21 protein-coding genes are annotated in these 18,359 nt (G+C 63.7%); 13 read left to right on the top strand and 8 right to left on the bottom strand.

The features are described 5' to 3' along the window. Nucleotides 1-50: 50 nt before the first annotated feature. Together NKI64_RS08745 and NKI64_RS08740 are read right to left on the bottom strand one after the other, a co-directional pair. Nucleotides 51-530, bottom strand: coding sequence for an SRPBCC family protein (locus tag NKI64_RS08745; RefSeq protein WP_023668501.1), 480 nt, complete (start codon nt 528-530; stop codon nt 51-53). Next, the gene (locus NKI64_RS08740) at nt 527-883 is read right to left on the bottom strand and encodes an ArsR/SmtB family transcription factor (protein ID WP_023834821.1); all 357 of its coding nucleotides are present in this window, start codon (nt 881-883) and stop codon (nt 527-529) included. The genes NKI64_RS08745 and NKI64_RS08740 overlap by 4 nt, the downstream gene beginning before the upstream one ends. Nucleotides 884-1,047: 164 nt before the next feature. Here NKI64_RS08740 and NKI64_RS08735 point away from each other — a divergent pair, with 164 nt between their 5' ends. Continuing rightward, nucleotides 1,048-1,395 carry an ArsC family reductase gene (locus NKI64_RS08735; protein ID WP_023709906.1) on the top strand — a complete coding sequence of 116 codons (348 nt, stop codon included), beginning with the start codon at nt 1,048-1,050 and terminating at the stop codon, nt 1,393-1,395. 210 nt (nt 1,396-1,605) lie between these two features. Here NKI64_RS08735 and NKI64_RS08730 read toward each other — a convergent pair whose 3' ends face one another. The 3 genes from NKI64_RS08730 to NKI64_RS08720 form a co-directional block, all read right to left on the bottom strand. Continuing rightward, nucleotides 1,606-1,962, bottom strand: coding sequence for a DUF488 domain-containing protein (locus NKI64_RS08730; protein WP_352667581.1), 357 nt, complete (start codon nt 1,960-1,962; stop codon nt 1,606-1,608). 9 nt (nt 1,963-1,971) lie between these two features. After that, nucleotides 1,972-3,228, bottom strand: coding sequence for an aminopeptidase (locus NKI64_RS08725; protein WP_352667578.1), 1,257 nt, complete (start codon nt 3,226-3,228; stop codon nt 1,972-1,974). A gap of 86 nt (nt 3,229-3,314) precedes the next feature. Continuing rightward, the gene (locus NKI64_RS08720) at nt 3,315-4,229 is read right to left on the bottom strand and encodes a LysR substrate-binding domain-containing protein (protein ID WP_023729300.1); all 915 of its coding nucleotides are present in this window, start codon (nt 4,227-4,229) and stop codon (nt 3,315-3,317) included. Between the two features lie 94 nt (nt 4,230-4,323). Between NKI64_RS08720 and NKI64_RS08715 the strand changes: the two genes are divergently transcribed. The 3 genes from NKI64_RS08715 to sbmA all read left to right on the top strand — a co-directional run bounded on the left by NKI64_RS08715 (nt 4,324) and on the right by sbmA (nt 7,162). Beyond that, nucleotides 4,324-4,539 carry a hypothetical protein gene (locus tag NKI64_RS08715; protein WP_031194592.1) on the top strand — a complete coding sequence of 72 codons (216 nt, stop codon included), beginning with the start codon at nt 4,324-4,326 and terminating at the stop codon, nt 4,537-4,539. A gap of 81 nt (nt 4,540-4,620) precedes the next feature. Next, entirely contained in the window at nt 4,621-5,778 is a 1,158-nt protein-coding gene (locus NKI64_RS08710; protein ID WP_023740672.1) for a YbfB/YjiJ family MFS transporter, read from the top strand. A gap of 115 nt (nt 5,779-5,893) precedes the next feature. Next, nucleotides 5,894-7,162 carry a peptide antibiotic transporter SbmA gene (sbmA, locus tag NKI64_RS08705; RefSeq protein ID WP_023704870.1) on the top strand — a complete coding sequence of 423 codons (1,269 nt, stop codon included), beginning with the start codon at nt 5,894-5,896 and terminating at the stop codon, nt 7,160-7,162. Nucleotides 7,163-7,188: 26 nt separating this feature from the next. On the opposite strand, the gene NKI64_RS08700 is transcribed toward sbmA, so the two are convergent. After that, nucleotides 7,189-8,193: a polysaccharide deacetylase family protein gene (locus NKI64_RS08700; protein WP_023729303.1), complete on the bottom strand. Its 1,005-nt coding sequence runs from the start codon at nt 8,191-8,193 to the stop codon at nt 7,189-7,191. Nucleotides 8,194-8,386: 193 nt separating this feature from the next. On the opposite strand from NKI64_RS08700, the gene NKI64_RS08695 reads away from it, so the two are divergent. After that, nucleotides 8,387-9,049 carry a tetratricopeptide repeat protein gene (locus tag NKI64_RS08695; RefSeq protein WP_023729304.1) on the top strand — a complete coding sequence of 221 codons (663 nt, stop codon included), beginning with the start codon at nt 8,387-8,389 and terminating at the stop codon, nt 9,047-9,049. Between the two features lie 76 nt (nt 9,050-9,125). Next, entirely contained in the window at nt 9,126-10,556 is a 1,431-nt protein-coding gene (gene der / locus NKI64_RS08690) for a ribosome biogenesis GTPase Der (protein WP_023729305.1), read from the top strand. Between the two features lie 232 nt (nt 10,557-10,788). Here der and NKI64_RS08685 read toward each other — a convergent pair whose 3' ends face one another. Beyond that, a complete protein-coding gene (locus NKI64_RS08685; protein ID WP_023668489.1) occupies nt 10,789-11,697 on the bottom strand; it encodes a LysR substrate-binding domain-containing protein in 909 nt (302 codons plus the stop codon). A 117-nt stretch (nt 11,698-11,814) separates the two neighbouring features. On the opposite strand from NKI64_RS08685, the gene NKI64_RS08680 reads away from it, so the two are divergent. The 7 genes from NKI64_RS08680 (at nt 11,815) to NKI64_RS08650 (ending at nt 17,396) form a co-directional block, all read left to right on the top strand. Beyond that, nucleotides 11,815-13,110, top strand: a complete 1,296-nt coding sequence (locus NKI64_RS08680; protein ID WP_023729306.1) for an MFS transporter — start codon at nt 11,815-11,817, stop codon at nt 13,108-13,110. 136 nt (nt 13,111-13,246) lie between these two features. Then, nucleotides 13,247-14,431 carry a cell wall hydrolase gene (locus tag NKI64_RS08675; RefSeq protein ID WP_023729307.1) on the top strand — a complete coding sequence of 395 codons (1,185 nt, stop codon included), beginning with the start codon at nt 13,247-13,249 and terminating at the stop codon, nt 14,429-14,431. A 265-nt stretch (nt 14,432-14,696) separates the two neighbouring features. Continuing rightward, nucleotides 14,697-15,089, top strand: a complete 393-nt coding sequence (locus NKI64_RS08670; RefSeq protein WP_023668486.1) for an AtpZ/AtpI family protein — start codon at nt 14,697-14,699, stop codon at nt 15,087-15,089. A gap of 63 nt (nt 15,090-15,152) precedes the next feature. After that, entirely contained in the window at nt 15,153-15,911 is a 759-nt protein-coding gene (locus NKI64_RS08665; RefSeq protein WP_023668485.1) for a F0F1 ATP synthase subunit A, read from the top strand. A 66-nt stretch (nt 15,912-15,977) separates the two neighbouring features. Then, a complete protein-coding gene (locus NKI64_RS08660) occupies nt 15,978-16,202 on the top strand; it encodes a F0F1 ATP synthase subunit C (RefSeq protein WP_006206606.1) in 225 nt (74 codons plus the stop codon). A gap of 92 nt (nt 16,203-16,294) precedes the next feature. Then, entirely contained in the window at nt 16,295-16,894 is a 600-nt protein-coding gene (locus NKI64_RS08655; protein ID WP_023684380.1) for a F0F1 ATP synthase subunit B, read from the top strand. A gap of 10 nt (nt 16,895-16,904) precedes the next feature. Next, complete coding sequence (locus NKI64_RS08650; protein WP_023668483.1) at nt 16,905-17,396, top strand: F0F1 ATP synthase subunit B; 492 nt, start codon at nt 16,905-16,907, stop codon at nt 17,394-17,396. A gap of 245 nt (nt 17,397-17,641) precedes the next feature. Here NKI64_RS08650 and rnhB read toward each other — a convergent pair whose 3' ends face one another. Then, nucleotides 17,642-18,340 (bottom strand): ribonuclease HII, encoded by a 699-nt coding sequence (gene rnhB / locus NKI64_RS08645; RefSeq protein WP_023692112.1) that lies wholly within the window; start codon nt 18,338-18,340, stop codon nt 17,642-17,644. Nucleotides 18,341-18,359 lie beyond the last annotated feature (19 nt).

The following is an 18,359-nucleotide window of genomic DNA, read 5'->3' as shown; positions in this document are numbered from 1 at the left end:
ACCCAAAAACCAGGCGGCCGGGACAAAGTCCTGGCCGCAGTGGGAAAAGCTCAAATGGTCTTCACATACTGCGCCAACTGATCGGCCACCGTGCCCCAGCCGTCGAAGAACCCCATCTCTTCATGATTGTTGCGGGTAGCCTCGTCGCGATGGATGGCCGTTGCCGTGTAGCGCGTGCCCTTGTCATCCGACTGAAGCGAAATGACTGCGGTGATGAAGGGCTCGCCGGAGGGCCGATAGCCCGGCAGCAGCGCATCGGTCCACACCAGCCGCTCGTTCGGCACGATCTCGAGATAGCAGCAATGGCGGTCGTTGACCTCCTTGCCGTCGGGCGATTGCATGCGCGTCCGGAACAGTCCGCCCGGACGAAGGTCGATCTCGCAATCGGTGATCAGCCAGGGCTTGGGCGTGAACCATTGCTTGACATGCTCCGGCACCGTCATCGCGCTCCACAAGAGTTCGCGCGGCGCGTCGAGCTTGCGCTCCAGCACAAGGTCCAGTCTGGGGTCGGGCTTGAAGGGATAGCTCACTTTTCTGGCTCCTTGAGGCTCATCACATAGGCGTCGAATTGATCGAGTCGGCGCTCCCACAGCGTGCGCTGTTCGGCCAGCCAGTTTTCGGCGAGCTGCAGCGGTTCGGGCGCCAGCTGATAGGTTCTGGTGCGGCCGATTTTTCCCGATCGCACCAGACCGCAGCCTTCCAGCACTTTCAGATGCTCGATGAAGGAAGGCAGCGCCATCTCGAAAGGCTGCGCCAACTCGCTGACTGAGGCGGGACTGCGGTTCAACCGCTCGACCACGCGCCGCCGCGTCGGGTCAGCCAGCGCGCGGAAGATGCCGTCGATCGGCGGGAGACTTGTAGTTGGGGCGTGGAGGCTTGGCATGGGCGATCCTGAGGTCTGTCGACGCGGTGCAGCAGATACTTAGGAAATTTCCTTAGTATTGGCAACCTCTAAAAAAGCGCCGCTAGCGATTGGGACGCTGGCAAAGCGGGGAGGGCGGTTTTAGGCTGTCTGAGGATTCGACTGTCAGTCGAGGGAAGCGCGTTTTGACGATCACCATGTACGGCATCACCACCTGCGACACGATCCGCAAGGCGCGCACCTGGCTGGAGGGCCATGCTGTGCCCTACCGCTTTCACGACTACCGGGCCGAGGGGATAGAGGCGGGCAGACTGGACGGGTGGGTCGGCAAGGTTGGCTGGGAAAAGCTGCTCAACAAGGGCAGCACCACATTTCGCGAACTGCCTGACAAGGACAAGCAAGGGCTCGACGAGAAGAAGGCCAGGAAGCTGATGCTGGCCAACCCGACGATGATCAAGCGCCCGGTGCTCGAGGTCGGGGATGAGATTTTGGTTGGCTTCAAGCCGGAGGCTTATGAAGGGGTGGTGAAGTAGCGTCGCCTCGCTTCGTCATCCTGTGGCGAAGCTAGGTTCGAAGCGACGCAGCGCAGACCATGGGATCCTGTCGGTCTCCTTCCCACCCCAAACATAGCATGGGAACAACACACAGGATCCTCGGGTCAGCCCGAGGATGACGAACGCGTGGAGGGCGATCGCTAATTCTGAAGGCTTTCGCTTGCGGCGTATGCAGCGGTTCGCTGTCTCTCAACCGCTCCCGCGCAAATACCCCGCCAACGCCACCGCATTGTTATGCGCCTCGTCATGTGCGCCATAAAGCAGCGTCACCTTGGCCTTGCCGAGCAAGCCACGCAGTTTCGCCACCGCTTCTCTATTCCCATCCAGCTCGACCGAATACCGCACCTGAAACTCCGCCCACCGCGCCGGCTCATGTCCGAACCACCTCCGCAATTCATCGCTCGGCGCGATGTCCTTCAGCCACAGCGTCAGCGCGGCATCCTCCTTGCTGACGCCGCGCGGCCAGATGCGATCGACCAGCACCCGCTGCCCGTCATCGGGCGCGGGTGCTTCGTAAATTCGCTTGACCGTCAGGTCGAAGGCCATCCGCCCCCTTTACGCCCACTCGCCCTTGCGCATCACCGGCACGCGGCGGCCATCCTTGTGCACGCCGTCTATGTCGATCTTGTCCGAGCCGATCATCCAGTCGATGTGGATAAAACTCTTGTTGCCGCCGCGCTGGGCGATTTCGTCCTGGCTGAGCGAGGCGCCGTCGACGAAGCATTTTGAATAGCACTGCCCGAGCGCGATGTGGCAGGCGGCGTTCTCGTCGAACAGCGTGTTGAAGAACAGCAGGCCGCTGGCCGAGATCGGCGAGGAATGCGGCACCAGCGCCACCTCGCCGAGCCGGCGCGAACCCTCGTCGGTGTCGAGCACTTTCTTCAGCACGTCCTCGCCCTTCGAAGCCTTGGCCTCGACGATCCTGCCCTCTTCGAAACGCACCGAGATATCGTCGATCAGCGTGCCCTGGTAGGACAGCGGCTTGGTCGAGGAGACATGGCCGGAGACGCGCCGTGCATGCGGCGTGGTGAAGACCTCCTCGGTCGGGATGTTCGGATTGCAGGTGACGCCGTTCTTGGCGGTCGAGGCGCCGCCCATCCATTCATGGCCATCGGCCGGCCCGACGGTGAGGTCGGTGCCCGGGCCGCTGAAATGCAGATCATGGAAATTGTGCTCGTTCAGCCACTTTGTGCGGCCGCGCAGCGCTGCATTGTGCGCCGTCCAGTTTGCGATCGGGTCTTCCACATCGACCCGTGATGCCGAAAAGATCGCATCGGCAAGCTTGACCACGGCGACATCGTCGGCATCGCCGGGGAAGACCTGCTTGGCCCAGGCGAGATCCGGGTAGGCGACGATGTTCCAGTTGATGTCGAAGCCGGTGATCTTTTCCAGCGCCGGCTGGTAGGCCATCGAGTTCGCCTTGTTGGCGCGCGCCACTTTCGCCGGGTCCTGCGCCGACAACAGCGACGGGTCCTCGCCGCGCACGGCAAGCCGCGCCGCATTGTTGGAAAAGGCCTTCGCCATGCCTTCATATATCCAGCCGGCGGCGCGGTCGAAGCCGGCATCCGCGCCGTAGCGGAAGCGCGCCAGCGTGATCTCGTCATCATTGAAGATCGGCGTTACCAGCCCGGCGCCCGCCTTGTAAGCGTGCTCGACGATGCGCCTGGTCAGCGGCAGGGCTGCGATCGACGAGGTCAGCACCAAATCCTGCCCCGGTTGCAATTGCAGCCCCACCTTGATGGCGACTTCCGCCAGCCTGTCGAGCTTCACCGGGTCGATGGTTGCGGAAACGCCGCGCGAATGTGTGGTCATGATCCTGCCTGCCTTGGTCTTGGAGGTGAAGCTTCCAACATAGATCGGCGCGGCTGTGCTTTCCAGCACCGTCGCGACGGACAGCCCTAGGCAGCGCTTTCCAGCGCGCTGAACTGCGCCACGGTCGCCGCGATTTCCTCGCGGATCCAGATCTTGAAATCGCGCACCTTGCGGCTTTCGGTCTTGGTCGCCGAGGTCACCAGCCAGTAGCCGAGGCCGCTCTGCGCCCGCACGCCGAAAGGCGCGACGAGGCGGCCGTCGGCCAGCGCATCGGCGGCCAGCAATTGCCAGCCGAGCATGACGCCATGGCCGGCGATCGCCGATTCCAGGCACAGCATCGGGTCGGTGAAACGCGCACCCTTGCGGAAGGTGACTGGTTCGACGTCAGCGGCTTTGAACCAGCTCTCCCAATTGATCATCGCCCGCTCGTCGGTGATGGCGCAGGTCTGCGCGAGGTCTTCGATCGATTTCAGTTTCTCGGCGATCACCGGCGCGCAGACCGGGAAAACTTCCTGCGCCAGAAGCAGCTCCGCCCGCCCGCCCGGCCATTTGCCGTCGCCGAGCCGGATGGCGATGTCTATGTCGGAGCGTTCGAGATCGGCGAGCCGCACCGAGGCGTCGATGCGCAACAGCACATTGGGATGCCGGTCGAAGTGACGTGACAGCCGCGGCAGCAGCCATTTCGAAGCGAAGGCCGGCGCCACCGACACCACCAGCGTGCACTGGCTCGCCTCGTCGGCCAGCGCCACCGCTTGCGCCAGCTCGCGAAAACCGGCGCCCAGTCGGGCGGAAAAAACCGTTCCGAATTCGGTCAGCACCAGCCCGCTTGCGGTGCGTTCGAACAGCGCCTGTCCGAGCTGCTTTTCAGTGCGGTTGATCTGCTGGCTGACGGCGCTGACCGAGACGTTGAGTTCGCCGGCCGCCGCCGCGAGCGAGCCGAGGCGGGCGACGGTTTCGACGGCGCGCAGGCCGTTGAGATGGACGCGGTTCAGCATAGCCATTTCAGTTTTTCTAAACCGGCGCGGCTGAAATCTCAATTGAAAGACAGCCCGACAAGGCAGATTTTAGTGGGACAGTCAGACCGAGGAGGCGAGGATGACGATCGTATCATTGTTCAAGATCTTAGCCGCTGCCGGCCTCCGGCCGGACCGCTATGATGGGATGCACGGCGGCGATGTCATCGACTGGGTTACCGACCCATTGTCGCATCCGGTGCTGGACACCATGTCGGAACGCGAACTCGGAGATATCCCGTTCCGGCTGACGGCGCGCCGCACCGCCTACGAGACCGGGGCGCTCGGCTGCGGCTGAGATGCGGGGGCGTTAGTCGCGCCCGCTGGCCCAACACAAAGCGGATTGTTTCATCGGTCGCCAATTCTATGGTGCGCTGCAATGAACGCCGCTCCATCACCCTTGGGCCTTGCTCTCGCTGGCATGATCGCCATGGCCGTCGCCATGGGCATTGGCCGTTTCGTCTACACGCCGATCCTGCCCGGAATGATGGAAGAACTGCATCTGTCGCCGGCCGATGCCGGCTGGATCGCGTCGGCCAATTATCTCGGCTACCTCGTCGGCGCGCTTGCGGCGGCAGGCGGCTGGGCGCATGGGCGCGAGCGCCTGCTGATGTTTGGCGGCCTTGCCGCCAGTGCTGCGCTCGCCGCCCTGATGGGGCTGAGCGAGACGATGACCGCCTTTGTCGTCCTCCGCTTCCTTGCCGGTCTCGCCAGCGCCTTCGTCATGGTGTTCATGGCCTCGATCGTCTTCGGTCACCTGGCAGCCGCCAACAGAAGCGACCTGCAGGCGCTGCATTTCGGCGGCGTCGGCCTCGGCATCGCGGCATCCTCAGCGCTGATGGCGGTTCTGGTCACCGAACATGCCGGCTGGGCTTCGGGCTGGCTGTGGTCGGCAGCGATTTCCGCCGGCGGCCTTGCGATGGTCGCCTTGCTCGCCGGCGGCACCGCACCTGGCCGCGGCGTGGCCGACCGCGAACCGGCACTGCCGAGGGACCGGTCGTTGGCAAAAGTCATCGTTGCCTACGGCCTGTTCGGCTTCGGCTATGTGGTGACGGCGACCTTCCTGGTCGCCATCGTGCGCCAGGGCGGCGGCGGCCGCGTCTTCGAGGCAAGCGTCTGGATGGTCACCGGCCTTGCCGGCTTTCCCTCGGTCTGGCTGTGGCAGAAGGTAGCGGCACGGATCGGGCTTTATACCGCCTATGCCGTGGGCTGCCTGGTCGAGGTGGTCGGCGTCACCGCCAGCGTCGCCATCGGCGGCACCGCCGGGCCGCTGCTGGCGGGCGTCCTGCTCGGCGGCACCTTCATCGCCATCACCGCGCTCGGCCTGCAGACGGCAAGGCAGCTCGTGCCGGAGGCGCCGCGCCGGATTTTTGCGCTGATGACCGCTTCCTTCGGCATCGGCCAGATCGTCGGCCCGATCGTCGCCGGACTGCTGGCGCAAGCCTCGGGCAACTTCTTCCTGGCCTCGATCGTCGCTGCTGGCGTATTGCTGGTATCTGCTGGGATCACCTGGTCGGCCGCGCCAAAATCGCCATGATTGTGGTCTTGCTCGATGCCGGGCATCGGGTACGGGCATTTGCTTTCCACCTAATGTGTGACTTTATGCCCGCCGAACCCCGCTGATTTGCGCACCGACCGAGGATTTCACCACAGTGTTCGTATCCTTCTTCCCGCAGCCGAAGCTGTTTTTCATCTCGGCCGTCGTCTGGACTGCGGTTCTCGTGGCAGCCTGGTTCCTCGGTGCTGACCAGCTTGGCGCGTTTCTCGGCTTGCCTCCGGCTCTTGCCGACGCGCCGCCCATCATAGGCGTCTCGGTGTTCTGGTCGCCTCCGTTCCTCTGGTTCTACATCTACTATGCGCTTGGCGTTTTGATATTCTATGGCTTCTGGCACTGGTATTCTCCGCACCCGTGGGACCAATGGTCTATCCTCGGCAGTTCGCTGCTCCTGTTCACGACCTACTTTCAGGTGCAGGTAAGCGTGGCGATCAACGCATGGTATGGACCATTCTGGGACCTCATTCAGGGCATCGTTAGCAAAACGGTCAAGGCAACCGAGGCTGATCTTTACGCTCAAATAATCACTTTCCTCGGTATCGCTCTTGTCGCGGTTACCGTGTTCGTTTTGACAAACTTCTTCGTCAGCCACTGGGTGTTTCGCTGGCGCACTGCGATGAACAATTACTACATGTCCTATTGGCCGAAGCTGCGCCATATTGAGGGCGCTGCACAGCGTGTGCAGGAAGACACGATGCGGTTTTCCAAGATAATGGAAGACCTTGGCACTAGCTTCGTCGATTCCATCATGACGCTTATCGCTTTCATGCCGATCCTGCTCAGTTATTCTAAGCATGTCACAGAGTTGCCATTGATCGGTCATGTTCCTCAGCCGCTGGTTTTGGCTGCGATCTTCTGGGCAGTCTTCGGTACAGTCATCATTGCGACCGCAGGCATCAAGCTTCCTGGCTTGCAGTTTCGTAACCAGCGCGTCGAGGCAGCATATCGCAAGGAACTCGTCTACGGTGAGGACGATCCGGCCCGGGCGCAGCCGCCGACCGTCGCGGAGCTGTTTGCGAGTGTGCGGCAAAACTACTTTCGCCTGTATTTCCACTATGTGTATTTCAACGTGGTCCGCTATCTTTATCTTCAGACCAACAACGTCTTCTCCTACTTCCTGATGGTGCCTTCCATGATCGCTGGAACGCTGACGCTGGGTCTCATCAACCAGGTCAGTTCAGCCTTCAGTCAGGTAACCAACTCATTCCAGTATCTCGTCAATTCTTGGTCGACGATTGTCGAGCTTCTGTCAGTTCACAAGCGCCTTCGCGCCTTCGAGGCGACGATTCGCGGCGAGCCGCTGCCCGACATTGACCGCCACTTCATGGAGCGTCAGGAACAGGCAAAGGAACCCGACCCAGCTTGATCCTATCTGCATAGACGGTTGGCGGCTCAGCCGCCCACCGCCGCCTGCCTCTCGCTACCACGTTGCCGCTGCACATAATCGCGAAAACTGATGCATTCGACGTCGGCTTTCACGCAAGTCTCGTCGGCAAAGCGCTCCAGCGCGTTCCAGTAGGCGCCGTTGTTCATCGGCGTGAAGTGGAAGCTCAGCACCAGTGGGATGCGCTTGCCCTGATATTGCTTGTCGAAGGCGGCGCGGAAGGCCTGGTAGGTCCGATCGCTGAACTCGGCTGCCTGGCTCGGCCGCTCGAAGCCGCCGGAATGCCTGACATAGAGATTGTAGTCCATGGCGATCACCAGCCTACCATCAGGGCCTTCCGGGATCTGCGGCAGCGAAAAGCGGGTCAAGCCGCCGCCGGTCGGCGGCTCGACCGGGCCTTTCGAAACGCCGCTGGCATCATAGTGGTAGCCGGCTTCAGGCAGGGCCTCATAGAGCCCTTTGCTGGTCGAGAGGTACGGCGCGCGAAAGCCGACAACGGCATGGGCAATATCGCGCCATCCCTTGGGCTCGGGTTCAATACCGTTGATCGCATAGGCGTTTTCCAGAATGCGCTCGAACGAGGCGAATTCCTTCAGCCAGTCGGCCTTGCTCCAGTCCTTGCCGTCGAAATGGCCGCAGCCATGGCTGGCGATGTCGTGGCCTTCCGAAGCGGCGAGCCCGATCTGATCGAGCCGATCGGCGACGTCCTGCTTCGAAGCGGCAAAGCCGATGTTGGATTTGCCCGCGGACTTGGCCGGAGCTGTGTAGTCGGCCCGCGTCTGCGGCGACAGCAGGAAGACGCAGGACAAAAAGTAGGTGAAATGCGCGCCGGTGCGCTTGGCCAGCGCCCGGCTGCGCTGCCATTGCGAGATCTCCCGGGCGCTATCGAACGAGATGATGACGATCTGCTTCGGCTTTGCCGGGGCAGGCGGCGCCGGCGGGTCGGCGAAAGCCGCACCAGCCATGGCAAGCACGGCTGAGGAAAACGCAACAACGCGGGACAAACGTGGCATCGGCAATCTGGGCTTGATCTGGAGGCAGTCCAAGCCGGCTATCGGCAAAATGTGGCGTGGGTGCGATCAACGTCGGCAGCTATGCGCCCGGCGATTAGCCGATTTTCCTGCCGAGCCCCTTCCATGCCCGCGAAATTTCGCTAAAACGCGGGCTCAAGAAGCGCCCCTGTTAGGGCAGCAATGGTTTTGATTGATGTCCGACGACAGTTTTATCCGCGAAGTCAACGACGAGATCCGTCGCGAGCAGGCGCAGGCGCTATGGGACCGCTTTGGTCCGGCGATCCTTGGCCTCGCCATCCTGGTGGTGCTTGGCACCGCCGCCTTCGTCGGCTACCGCTATTGGGACGAGACCCGCGCCAACCGCTCCGGCGATGCCTTCTCGCAGGCGCTGAAGCTTGCCAATGACGGCAAGAGCGACGAGGCGCTGACCGCCCTCGAACAGCTGGAAAAGGATGGCTACGGCGCCTATCCGCTGCTCGCCCGCATGCGCGCGGCAACCGTCAAGGCCGACAAGGGCGACTTTGCCGCCGCCGTCGCCGATTTCGATGGCGTCGCCGCCGACAACGCCATTCCCCAGGGCATTCGCGACATGGCGCGCCTGCGGGCCGCCCTGCTGCTCGTCGATCACGGCTCCTTCGCCGACGTCTCCAGCCGCGTCGAGGCGCTGACCGCCGACAACAACACGCTGCGCCACACAGCGCGCGAAGCGCTCGGCCTTGCCGCCTGGAAGGAAGGCAAGACCCAGGATGCGCTGAAACTGTTCGACCAGATCGCCGCCGATGACGGCGCCCCGCGCAACGCGCGCCAGCGGGCGACGCTGATGTCGGAATTGATCCGCGGCTCGGGCGCGTCATGATACGCATCGCCCAAAGCCTGCCCTCGGGCCTGACCCAAGGGCGCGCTGCGGTTTGGGCGATGATATGGATAGCCGGATGAGCTTCAAAGTCGCCATTATCGGCCGGCCCAATGTCGGCAAATCGACGCTTTTCAACCGATTGGTGGGACGGAAGCTGGCGCTTGTCGACGACACGCCGGGCGTCACCCGCGACCGTCGCGTCCACGCGGCCAAACTCTACGATCTGCATTTCGATGTCATCGACACCGCCGGTTTCGAAGACGCCGCCGCCTCGACGCTGCCCGGCCGCATGCGCGCGCAGACCGAGATCGCGATCCGCGAAGCCGACCTGATCTTCTTCACCATCGACGCCAAGTCCGGGCTTTTGCCCGACGACCGCACCTTTGCCGAGATCGTGCGCAAGTCCGGCAAGCCGGTCGTGCTGGTCGCCAACAAGGCCGAGGCCAAGGGCGCCCAGGGCGGCATGCTGGAAGCCTGGGAACTGGGCTTGGGCGAGCCGATCCCGGTCTCGGCCGAGCACGGCCAGGGCATGCCCGATCTGCGCGACGCGGTGATCGAGGCGCTGGGCAAAGACCGCGCCTTCGGCGAGGAAGAAGACGAGGCCGAGGACGTCGCCGCCAGCGAGGTGCTGATCGGCGAGGACATCACCGATCCCGACGCCGAACCCGCCTATGACGACACCAAGCCGATGCGCATCGCCGTCGTCGGCCGGCCCAATGCCGGCAAGTCGACGCTGATCAACGCGTTGATCGGCGAGGAGCGGCTGCTGACCGGCCCGGAAGCCGGCATCACCCGCGATTCCATCTCCGTCGACTGGGACTGGCATGGCCGCCGGCTAAAACTGTTCGACACTGCCGGCATGCGCCGCAAGGCCAGGATCCACGAGAAGCTGGAAGTGATGTCGGTGCAGGACGGCTTGCGCGCCATCCGCTTTGCCGAGATCGTCATCATCGTGCTCGACGCCACCATCCCTTTCGAGAAGCAGGATTTGCAGATCGCCGACCTGATCATCCGGGAGGGCAGGGCGCCGGTCATCGCCTTCAACAAATGGGACCTGATCGACAATCCGCAGGAACTGCTGGCCGAGTTGCGCGAAAAGACCACACGGCTTTTGCCGCAGGTGCGCGGCATCCAGGCGGTGACCGTTTCGGCCGAGACCGGGCGCGGCCTCGACAAGCTGATGGATGCCGTCATCAAGACGCACAAGGTGTGGAACAGCCGCGTTTCCACCGGCAAGCTCAACCGCTGGCTGGAAAGCATTCTGGCGCATCACCCGCCGCCCGCTGTCGCCGGCCGCCGGCTCAAGGTCAAATATGTCACCCAGGCCAAGACCCGGCCGCCGGGTTTCGTCGTCCAGTGCTCGCGGCCCGACGCGATGCCGCAATCCTATGTCCGCTACCTCTCCAACAGCCTGCGCGAAGCCTTCGACATGCCCGGCGTGCCGATCAGGATAGCGCTGCGGACTTCGGACAACCCGTTCGCGGGGAGAGCGAACAAGCGCAAGTGAGCGGTGACGGTTGCGAAATTCTCCGCAAGATTGGCGGGACAGCACCCCCCTCTGCCTGCCGGGCATCTCCCCCGCAAGGGGGGAGATCAGTCGTTTCGTCCTTGGAGCCTCTCTTGCAACGTTGAAAATTGGCGAAAGCATTCGCGAGATCCAATCTCCCCCCTTGCGGGGGAGATGTCCGGCAGGACAGAGGGGGGTGTGACGGAACGCTACGCTGGACAGCCGCTTCCGTCTAAGCGACCTCTCTCAACCGCTCGTCCTGCGGCAGCGCCGCCACCGCCGCGTGCCACAATATATCCGCCAGCCGCGCCGCCACCGGGTCCAGTTCGGCGTCTTTCTGGTGCAGCACCAGCGCCATGGTCGGCAGCGCGGGTAAGCCCAGCGTTTGCGGCGCCATCGCCCTGACATTGGCCGGCAGGCCGATATCCGTGCGGATGGTCAGGCCGAGGCCGGCGGCGACCGCCGCCCAGATGCCGCCAAGGCTGGGGCTGGAGAAGGCCATCCGCCATGGCAGGCCGGCGCGGTCGAGTGTTTCCGTCGTCACCGTGCGCAGCAGGCACGGCGCTTCCAGCGCCACCAGCGGCAGCGCCTCGCCCTCGCGCAGCCTGGTCTCGATCAGCTTGGCCGGCCCGATCCAGCGCAATTGCGCGTCGCCGACATGCCGGCTGTAAGGCAGCGCCTGGCCGCTGTCCCAGGCCAGCGCAATGTCGAGATTGCCTGATGTGATCCGCTCGGCAAGTTCATAGCTGCGCCCGATCCGCGCCTCGATCTTGACCTTGGGGTGCGCGCGGGCGAAGCGTCCGAGCACCTCCGGCAGCACCGCCTCGCCGAAATCCTCCTGCAGGCCGAGCCTGACCCAGCCTTCCAGTTCCACGTCGTGGATGGCCGAGGCCGCCTCGTCGTTCAACTCGAGCAGCCGCCTGGCATAGCCGAGCATGGTTTCGCCGGCTTCGGTCAACGCCAGTCCGCGGCCCGACTTGCGGAAGATCGGCGTCGCCGCCTGGTCCTCCAGCTTCTTCAATTGCGCGCTCACCGCCGAAGTCGAGCGTCCAAGCCGGTCGGCGGCCTTGGCGAAGCTGCCGAGTTCCATCCCGGTGACGAAGCTTCGGAGGACATCAAGGTCGAAGGTTACGCGGCGCATCAAAACGGTCCTGTTGTTCGGGAACAATTGTCAAAAAATTCCCGATATTCGGGATGAAGTTATGGCGGTAAAGGCGAGGCGTCAAGGTCCCGAAAGGGCATCAACAGGAGTCCCGCCATGTCGATTGCCGACGCAAATCGTGAGCCAGGCCGGGTTGGCCGAGCCGCCGCCGTCACGTCGAAGGCTGAACGATTTCCCGCCAATCATCGCTGGAAGGTGCTTGGCATCGGCGTTGCCGCCAATGCCGGTTTCTCCGCCACCTTCGCCGGCATACCGGCGGCGGCGGTGTTTCTGCGGTCGGGCTATCACTTGAGCAATGGCAATCTCGGCCTGGTCCTCGGCCTTCTCGGACTGGGCGTTGCCTTGAGCGAACTGCCCTGGGGCCTGCTCACCGACCGGTGGGGAGATCGCGGCGTGCTGTTGACCGGCCTTGGTGCGACCGCGGCGTGGCTCGCCCTGATGGCGTTGTTCATCGTGCCCTCAGTGACCTATGTGCCTGGCGTCGCAATGCTGGCCGCATGCCTTCTGGTCGCCGGCCTGCTCGGCGGCAGCGTCAACGGTTCCAGCGGCCGCGCCATCATGGCCTGGTTCCACGAAGGCGAACGTGGCTTTGCCATGAGCATCAGGCAGACCGCGGTGCCGCTCGGCGGCGGGCTCGGCGCGCTGGTCCTGCCGTCGCTGGCATCGGTGCACGGTTTCGCGGCGGTCTTCGGGCTGCTGGCCGCCATGAACGCCGTCTCTGCGCTGTTTGCCTGGCGATGGCTGCACCAGCCGCCGGAACTGGACAATGCCGGCAGCATGGCCATGGCAAAGTCGGGCGGTCCCGCGCCGCTGCGCAATGTCGAGGTCTGGCGCATCGCCACCGCCATCGGCCTGCTCTGCTTTCCGCAAGTGGCGGTGCTCACCTTCGCCTCCGTTTTCCTGCACGATTTCGCCGGCATGGCCACGCTCACGATCAGCGCCAGCCTTGCCGCGGTGCAGACCGGCGCGATGGTGATGCGCGTCTGGAGCGGCCGCTACACCGACCGCCACGGCAACCGCCGCTCATTCCTGCGGCTCTGCAGCGTGACAAGCGCGTTTGGCTTCGCGGCCGTCGGCCTGCTGGTCCTGGCGGCAGGAGCCACGCCAGACGCCCATGCCGCGTTGATCCCGGCGATCGCCGTGCTGCTGGTCCTCGCCGGCATTTCGGTCTCCGCCTGGCATGGCGTCGCCTACACCGAACTCGCCACGCTTGCCGGTGCCAGCCGCGCCGGAACCGCGCTCGGTCTTGCCAACAGCTTCGTCTTCATCGCCTTCTCCGTGGTGCCGACCGCCATTCCGGCTTTGCTGCTTGTCTGGTCGTGGCCTGGCGTCTGGCTGGTGGGCGCGCTCTGCGCCATGATTGCATGGCCAATTTTCCTGAGGCCGAACTGACGGGTTGCCGGCCGGCAAGCGGCGTCCCATTTCGGGCCGCTTCGGAAAAACACGATCGACCGCGTTAACCCCGCATCAAGGTTAATGCTTCACTTTGGCTCTCCAGTGGCTCAGTGGCGTTTCTGGAGAGTTCCCCGTGCATCGACGTGTCCTGAAGCGGCTGGCCGCCGCCGCCGGTGAGAAAAAACGTTCCTTCGTATCGCCATTGGTCATCGGGCTCGGCATCTGGATCGGCTTTCCAACTGTCGTCGCCTACCAGGACATGGGCAGCTTGATTTCCGGCCTCGAAGCCTCGGGCACCCGCTGGAACTCTTATGTCGAGCGCTCCGTCGCCGGCTCGGTTCATGCCGCCGAAATGCCTTTCATCGATTCCGTCACCACCGGTTCGCTCTCGGGTTCGGGCGTGCGCCTGCTCGGCGTCGGCAAGGTCTCGTTTCGCGGCAAGGGCAATGTCGCCGGCATCACGCCCGACGAGGACCGCATCATGCGCGCCGACAAGAAGGGCCGCATCATCCAGGTCTCGCCGGTGGCGCCGCCGAAGAACTTCAATGCCGGCTCGATCTTTCAGCGCACGTCCTCGCTGCTGCGGCCGAGCATGGACAGCGGCCTGAAGCTCGCCTTCGCCAAGCCCGGCATCAAGGGCAAGGAAATCCAGATCGCCCAGGCCTTCCACACCAACGTGGACAAGAAGCCCGATCCCGGCGTGCCGGCCATGCTTGCCGCGTTGGTCAACAATGACAGACCGGACGTGCTGGCCACCGCCTATGCCCAGGCCGAACCCGATTACGCCAAGGCCTCACCCTTCGAAGCGCTGCTGCAGGACGAGGAGCCGAGCAGCGGGCGCTTCATTCCGCCGATGGCCAAGGGTGACCACTCGTGGATCCAGAACCCGCTGCCGGCCAGCGTCTTCTCCACGAAGGAGCAGGCCTGCCTCGCCAACGGCATCTATTTCGAGGCGCGCGGCGAATCCGTGCGCGGCCAGGCCGCCGTCGCGCAGGTCATTCTCAACCGCGTCCGCAATCCGGCCTATCCGAACTCGATTTGCGGCGTCGTCTACCAGAACGACAACTGGCTGAACCGCTGCCAGTTCTCCTTCGCCTGCGACGGCCGCAAGAAGCGCATCGAGAGCCCCGCCCATTACAAGACCGCGCAGGACGTCGCGATGGCGGTCACCGCCGGCAAGATATTCATTCCCGAAGTCGGCTCATCGACCCACTACTACGCCAACTACGTCCATCCGGGCTGGGCGCGCACGATGCAGAAGATGACCAAGATCGGCCTGCATATCTTCTACCGCACCTATGGCGGCGGCTGGAGCTGAGCCCTTCGGCTTGCCTGTCGCAAACGAACCGCAAAGGCCCTGGAAGCCGAAATCGGACAGCGGTCGCCGGACGGATTCGGGGCATGTGCCGACCCGATAGTGCCGGGCACGATGTCGCACCTCGCCAAGTAATTGATTCCAATAGAAAAAATACATGGCTTTGAAGTCCCGCCCGTGGCTTGACGGGCGCAAACCCTCTAACTATGTTGCCGGCGACTTTAGAAGCGGACGGACGGTGACGGTCTGACCGGGCAGGGGGGTTACGATGGCCGACAAGAACGGGCCAGACGGAACCGGAGAAACCGGCCGCGGCAGCAAGCACGAGGCCGACATCCGCGACGAAGATCTCGAACGCCGCCGGCGTGAGCTTGGAGCATCGCTTGCGACAAGACGGCCGGATCAGCTCGAGGGGAATGACGGCGCGAAAGCGACGGCCGGATATGGCCAGGCGCTCAAGCTGTCCAGCGAGTTCATCGCCGGGATAGTGGTGGGTGTGGGCCTTGGCTGGTTTCTGGATCGTGTGGCGGGAACCTCGCCATGGGGTCTGGTCGTCGGCTTGTTGCTGGGCTTTGGCGCCGGCGTGCTCAATGTCCTGCGTTCGTCAGGTGTTGTGGCGGAATTCGGAAAAAGCGAGAAGTCGCACGATCCGAAAGAATGAAATGGCGCCGCCAACGGCGCACAAGGACACTTAAGGCCGTTCGCGGCTTTGACGGGGATGTAAATGGCTGCTGACAAGGTCGATCCGATCCACCAGTTCCATATCGTCAAGCTGATTCCGATCAACATCGGAGGCTATGACCTGTCCTTCACCAATTCGTCCCTGTTCATGGTCGCGACCGTCCTCGTCGCATCGGCGTTTCTGTACCTCTCGACCTCGAGCCGCAGCCTTGTTCCCGGGCGCCTGCAGTCGGTTTCGGAAATGGGCTACGAGTTCGTCTCCAACATGCTGCGCGACGCCGCCGGAACGCAGGGCATGAAGTTCTTCCCCTTCGTGTTCTCGTTGTTCATGTTCGTACTGGTCGCCAACCTGCTTGGCCTTTTCCCGTACTTCTTCACCGTCACCAGCCACATCATCGTCACCTTCGGCCTCGCAGCCCTGGTGATCGGAACCGTCGTTGTCTACGGCTTCACGAAGCACGGTCTGGGTTTCCTCAAGCTCTTCGTGCCGCATGGCGTTCCGGTGTTCCTGCTGCCACTGGTGGTGCTGATCGAAGTGATCTCCTTCGTGTCGCGCCCGGTCAGCCTCTCGGTTCGTCTGTTCGCCAACATGCTGGCCGGCCACATCACACTGAAGGTGTTTTCGGGCTTCGTCGTCAGCCTGAGCGCGCTCGGCGCCGTCGGCGTTGCCGGTTCGGTGTTGCCGCTGGCCATGGCAGTCGCGCTGACCGCGCTGGAATTGCTGGTCGCTTTCCTGCAGGCCTACGTCTTTGCGGTGCTGACCTGCATGTATCTGAACGACGCCCTGCATCCCGGGCACTGACCTAGAATTTCCGGCATCTTTCGCCGGATGGAATTGCAACGAATTACAGATCCAAAGGAGTTTAAAATGGACGCAGAAGCAGCAAAGTACATCGGCGCCGGTATCGCTTGCCTGGGCATGGGCGGCGCGGGCATTGGCCTCGGCAACATCTTCGGCAGCTACCTGGCGGGCGCCCTGCGCAATCCGTCGGCCGCCGATGGCCAGTTCGGCCGCCTGATTTTCGGCTTCGCCGTGACCGAAGCTCTGGGCATTTTCTCGCTTCTCATCGCGCTTCTCGCCCTGTTCGGCTGAGCCCCTGTTCGGCCAATTATTGGTCGGACGAGCATTGGGAAGAATTGGCTGGCCGCATTCCTGCGGCCATGCCTGATATCAGGGGATAGTCCATGTTCGTGACATCTGCGTTTGCGCAAGAGTCCGCACCCGCCGCTGAAGGCGCCCATACCGGTACGGAAGGCGACACGCATTCCGGCACCGGCGTGCCTGCCGAGGCGCACGGCACGTTCCCGCCATTCGATCCGGCGACGTTTCCGTCCCAGCTTCTGTGGCTGGCGATCACGTTCGGGCTGTTCTATTTGTTCCTGAAGAAGGTGGTGATGCCGCGCCTTGGCGGCATCATCGACGTCCGCAGCGATCGCATCACGCAGGACCTCGACCAGGCCGCCAAGCTGAAGGGCGAGGCGGACGCCGCCGTTGCCGCTTACGAGCAGGAACTGGCGGAAGCCAAGGCCAAGGCCAACGCGATCGGCCAGCAGGCCAACGACGCTGCCAAGGCTGAAGCCGAGGCTGCCCGCAAGAAGGTCGAGGCCGCCCTCGACAAGAAGCTCGGCGAGGCGGAGGCCAGCATTGCTTCCATCAAGGCCAACGCCATGAAGGAAGTCGGCACGATTGCCGAGGACACCGCTTCAGCCATCGTCGATGCGCTTGTCGGCGGCAAGACCAGCAAGGCCGAGATCTCGGCTGCGGTCAAATCCGTGGCCCGGTGAGGAGCACATTATGGACGCCACATCTCTCGCAACGCTCTGGGCAACGGTTGCCCTCGTCATTTTCCTCGGCGTTGCCGTTTACATCAAGGTGCCGGGCCTGATCGCCAAGTCGCTCGACGCCCGCGCGACCAAGATCAGCGACGAGCTTGCGGAAGCCCGCCGGTTGCGCGAAGAGGCCCAGCAACTGCTCGGCCAATACCAGAAGAAGCGCAAGGAAGCCGAGCAGGAGGCCGCAGCCATCGTCGCTGCCGCCAAGCGCGAAGCCGACATGCTTGCCGCCGAGGCGCACAAGAAGACCGAAGACTATGTCACCCGCCGCACCGCGCTTGCCGAGCAGAAGATCGGCCAGGCCGAGCGCGAAGCCGTCGCCGAAGTGCGCGCCAGCGCCGTCGACATCGCTGTCGAGGCGGCCCGCACGCTGCTTGCCGGCAAGATCGACGCCAAGGCCGGCGCCGACCTGTTCAAGTCCGCGCTGCAGGACGTGAAGGCCAGGCTGAACTGAGCGGGGTTAACTCGCTGACATCAAGCCGCCCGGGCAACCTGGCGGCTTTTTTGTTGAGCGGCGACGGAGATTGGCGAAGGCGGTGGTGCGCCTGATCTCCCCCCTCGAGGGGGAGATGTCGCCAAAGGCGACAGAGGGGGTCCGTTCGACCGGGCGCGACGCATTCTGCTGCGAAGAAGGGCTGGCGCTTGACGCGCGGCGACCCCCCTCTGGCCTGCCGGCCATCTCCCCCTCAAGGGGGGAGATTAGCTGTCCAACCCGACAAACCCTTCTTCTTCCACCACCTCAACCCCACCCAGCCTGAACGGCGCGAATGATGCCCGGTGCAGCCTTGCCACCGGCCCATGCGCTTCGATCGCGGTGCGGTGCCGCACGGTGGCGTAGCCCATATGGACCTCGAACCCGTAGCGCTCGTGATGGCTGCCGCAGCCGCACATCATGCGGTCGCGCATCACCTTGGCGACGATCGAGGCGGCGGCGATCGATTGCGAGCGCTGGTCGCCCTTGATCAGCGCGCGGCCTTCGCAGAGGAGGCCCGGCGGTACATCGCGGCCATCGGCCAGCGCCAGCTTCGCCTGGATCGGCAGGCCGGCAAGGGCGCGGCGCATGGCTTCCAGGCTGGCCTTGAGGATGTTGCTGCCGTCAATGCCTTCGGCGCTGACCGAGGCGATCGACACGCCGAGCGCTGACCCCAGGATTTTCAGGAACAGCGCCTCGCGTTGCAAATGGTTGAGCCGTTTGGAATCGTCTAGCCCGTCGGGAATGTTGGCGGGATCGAGGATCACCGCCGCCGCCACCACCGGCCCCGCCAGCGGACCGCGGCCGGCCTCGTCCATGCCTGCCACCGGCCACAGGCCTTCGGCCATCGCCTTCGTCTCGAAGGAGAAGTCGGGCTTTTCGACGATTTCGAAAAGAAGCGGAGAATCGGAACGTGCGCGAGCCATGTTGCGGCGAGGTTCGCAT

This window comes from Mesorhizobium sp. M0478 (assembly GCF_040321305.1).
In the GTDB taxonomy this organism is placed as follows: Bacteria; Pseudomonadota; Alphaproteobacteria; order Rhizobiales; family Rhizobiaceae; genus Mesorhizobium.
Note: the sequence above shows the minus strand (reverse complement) of the source record. Positions and strands in the feature narration are given on the sequence as shown.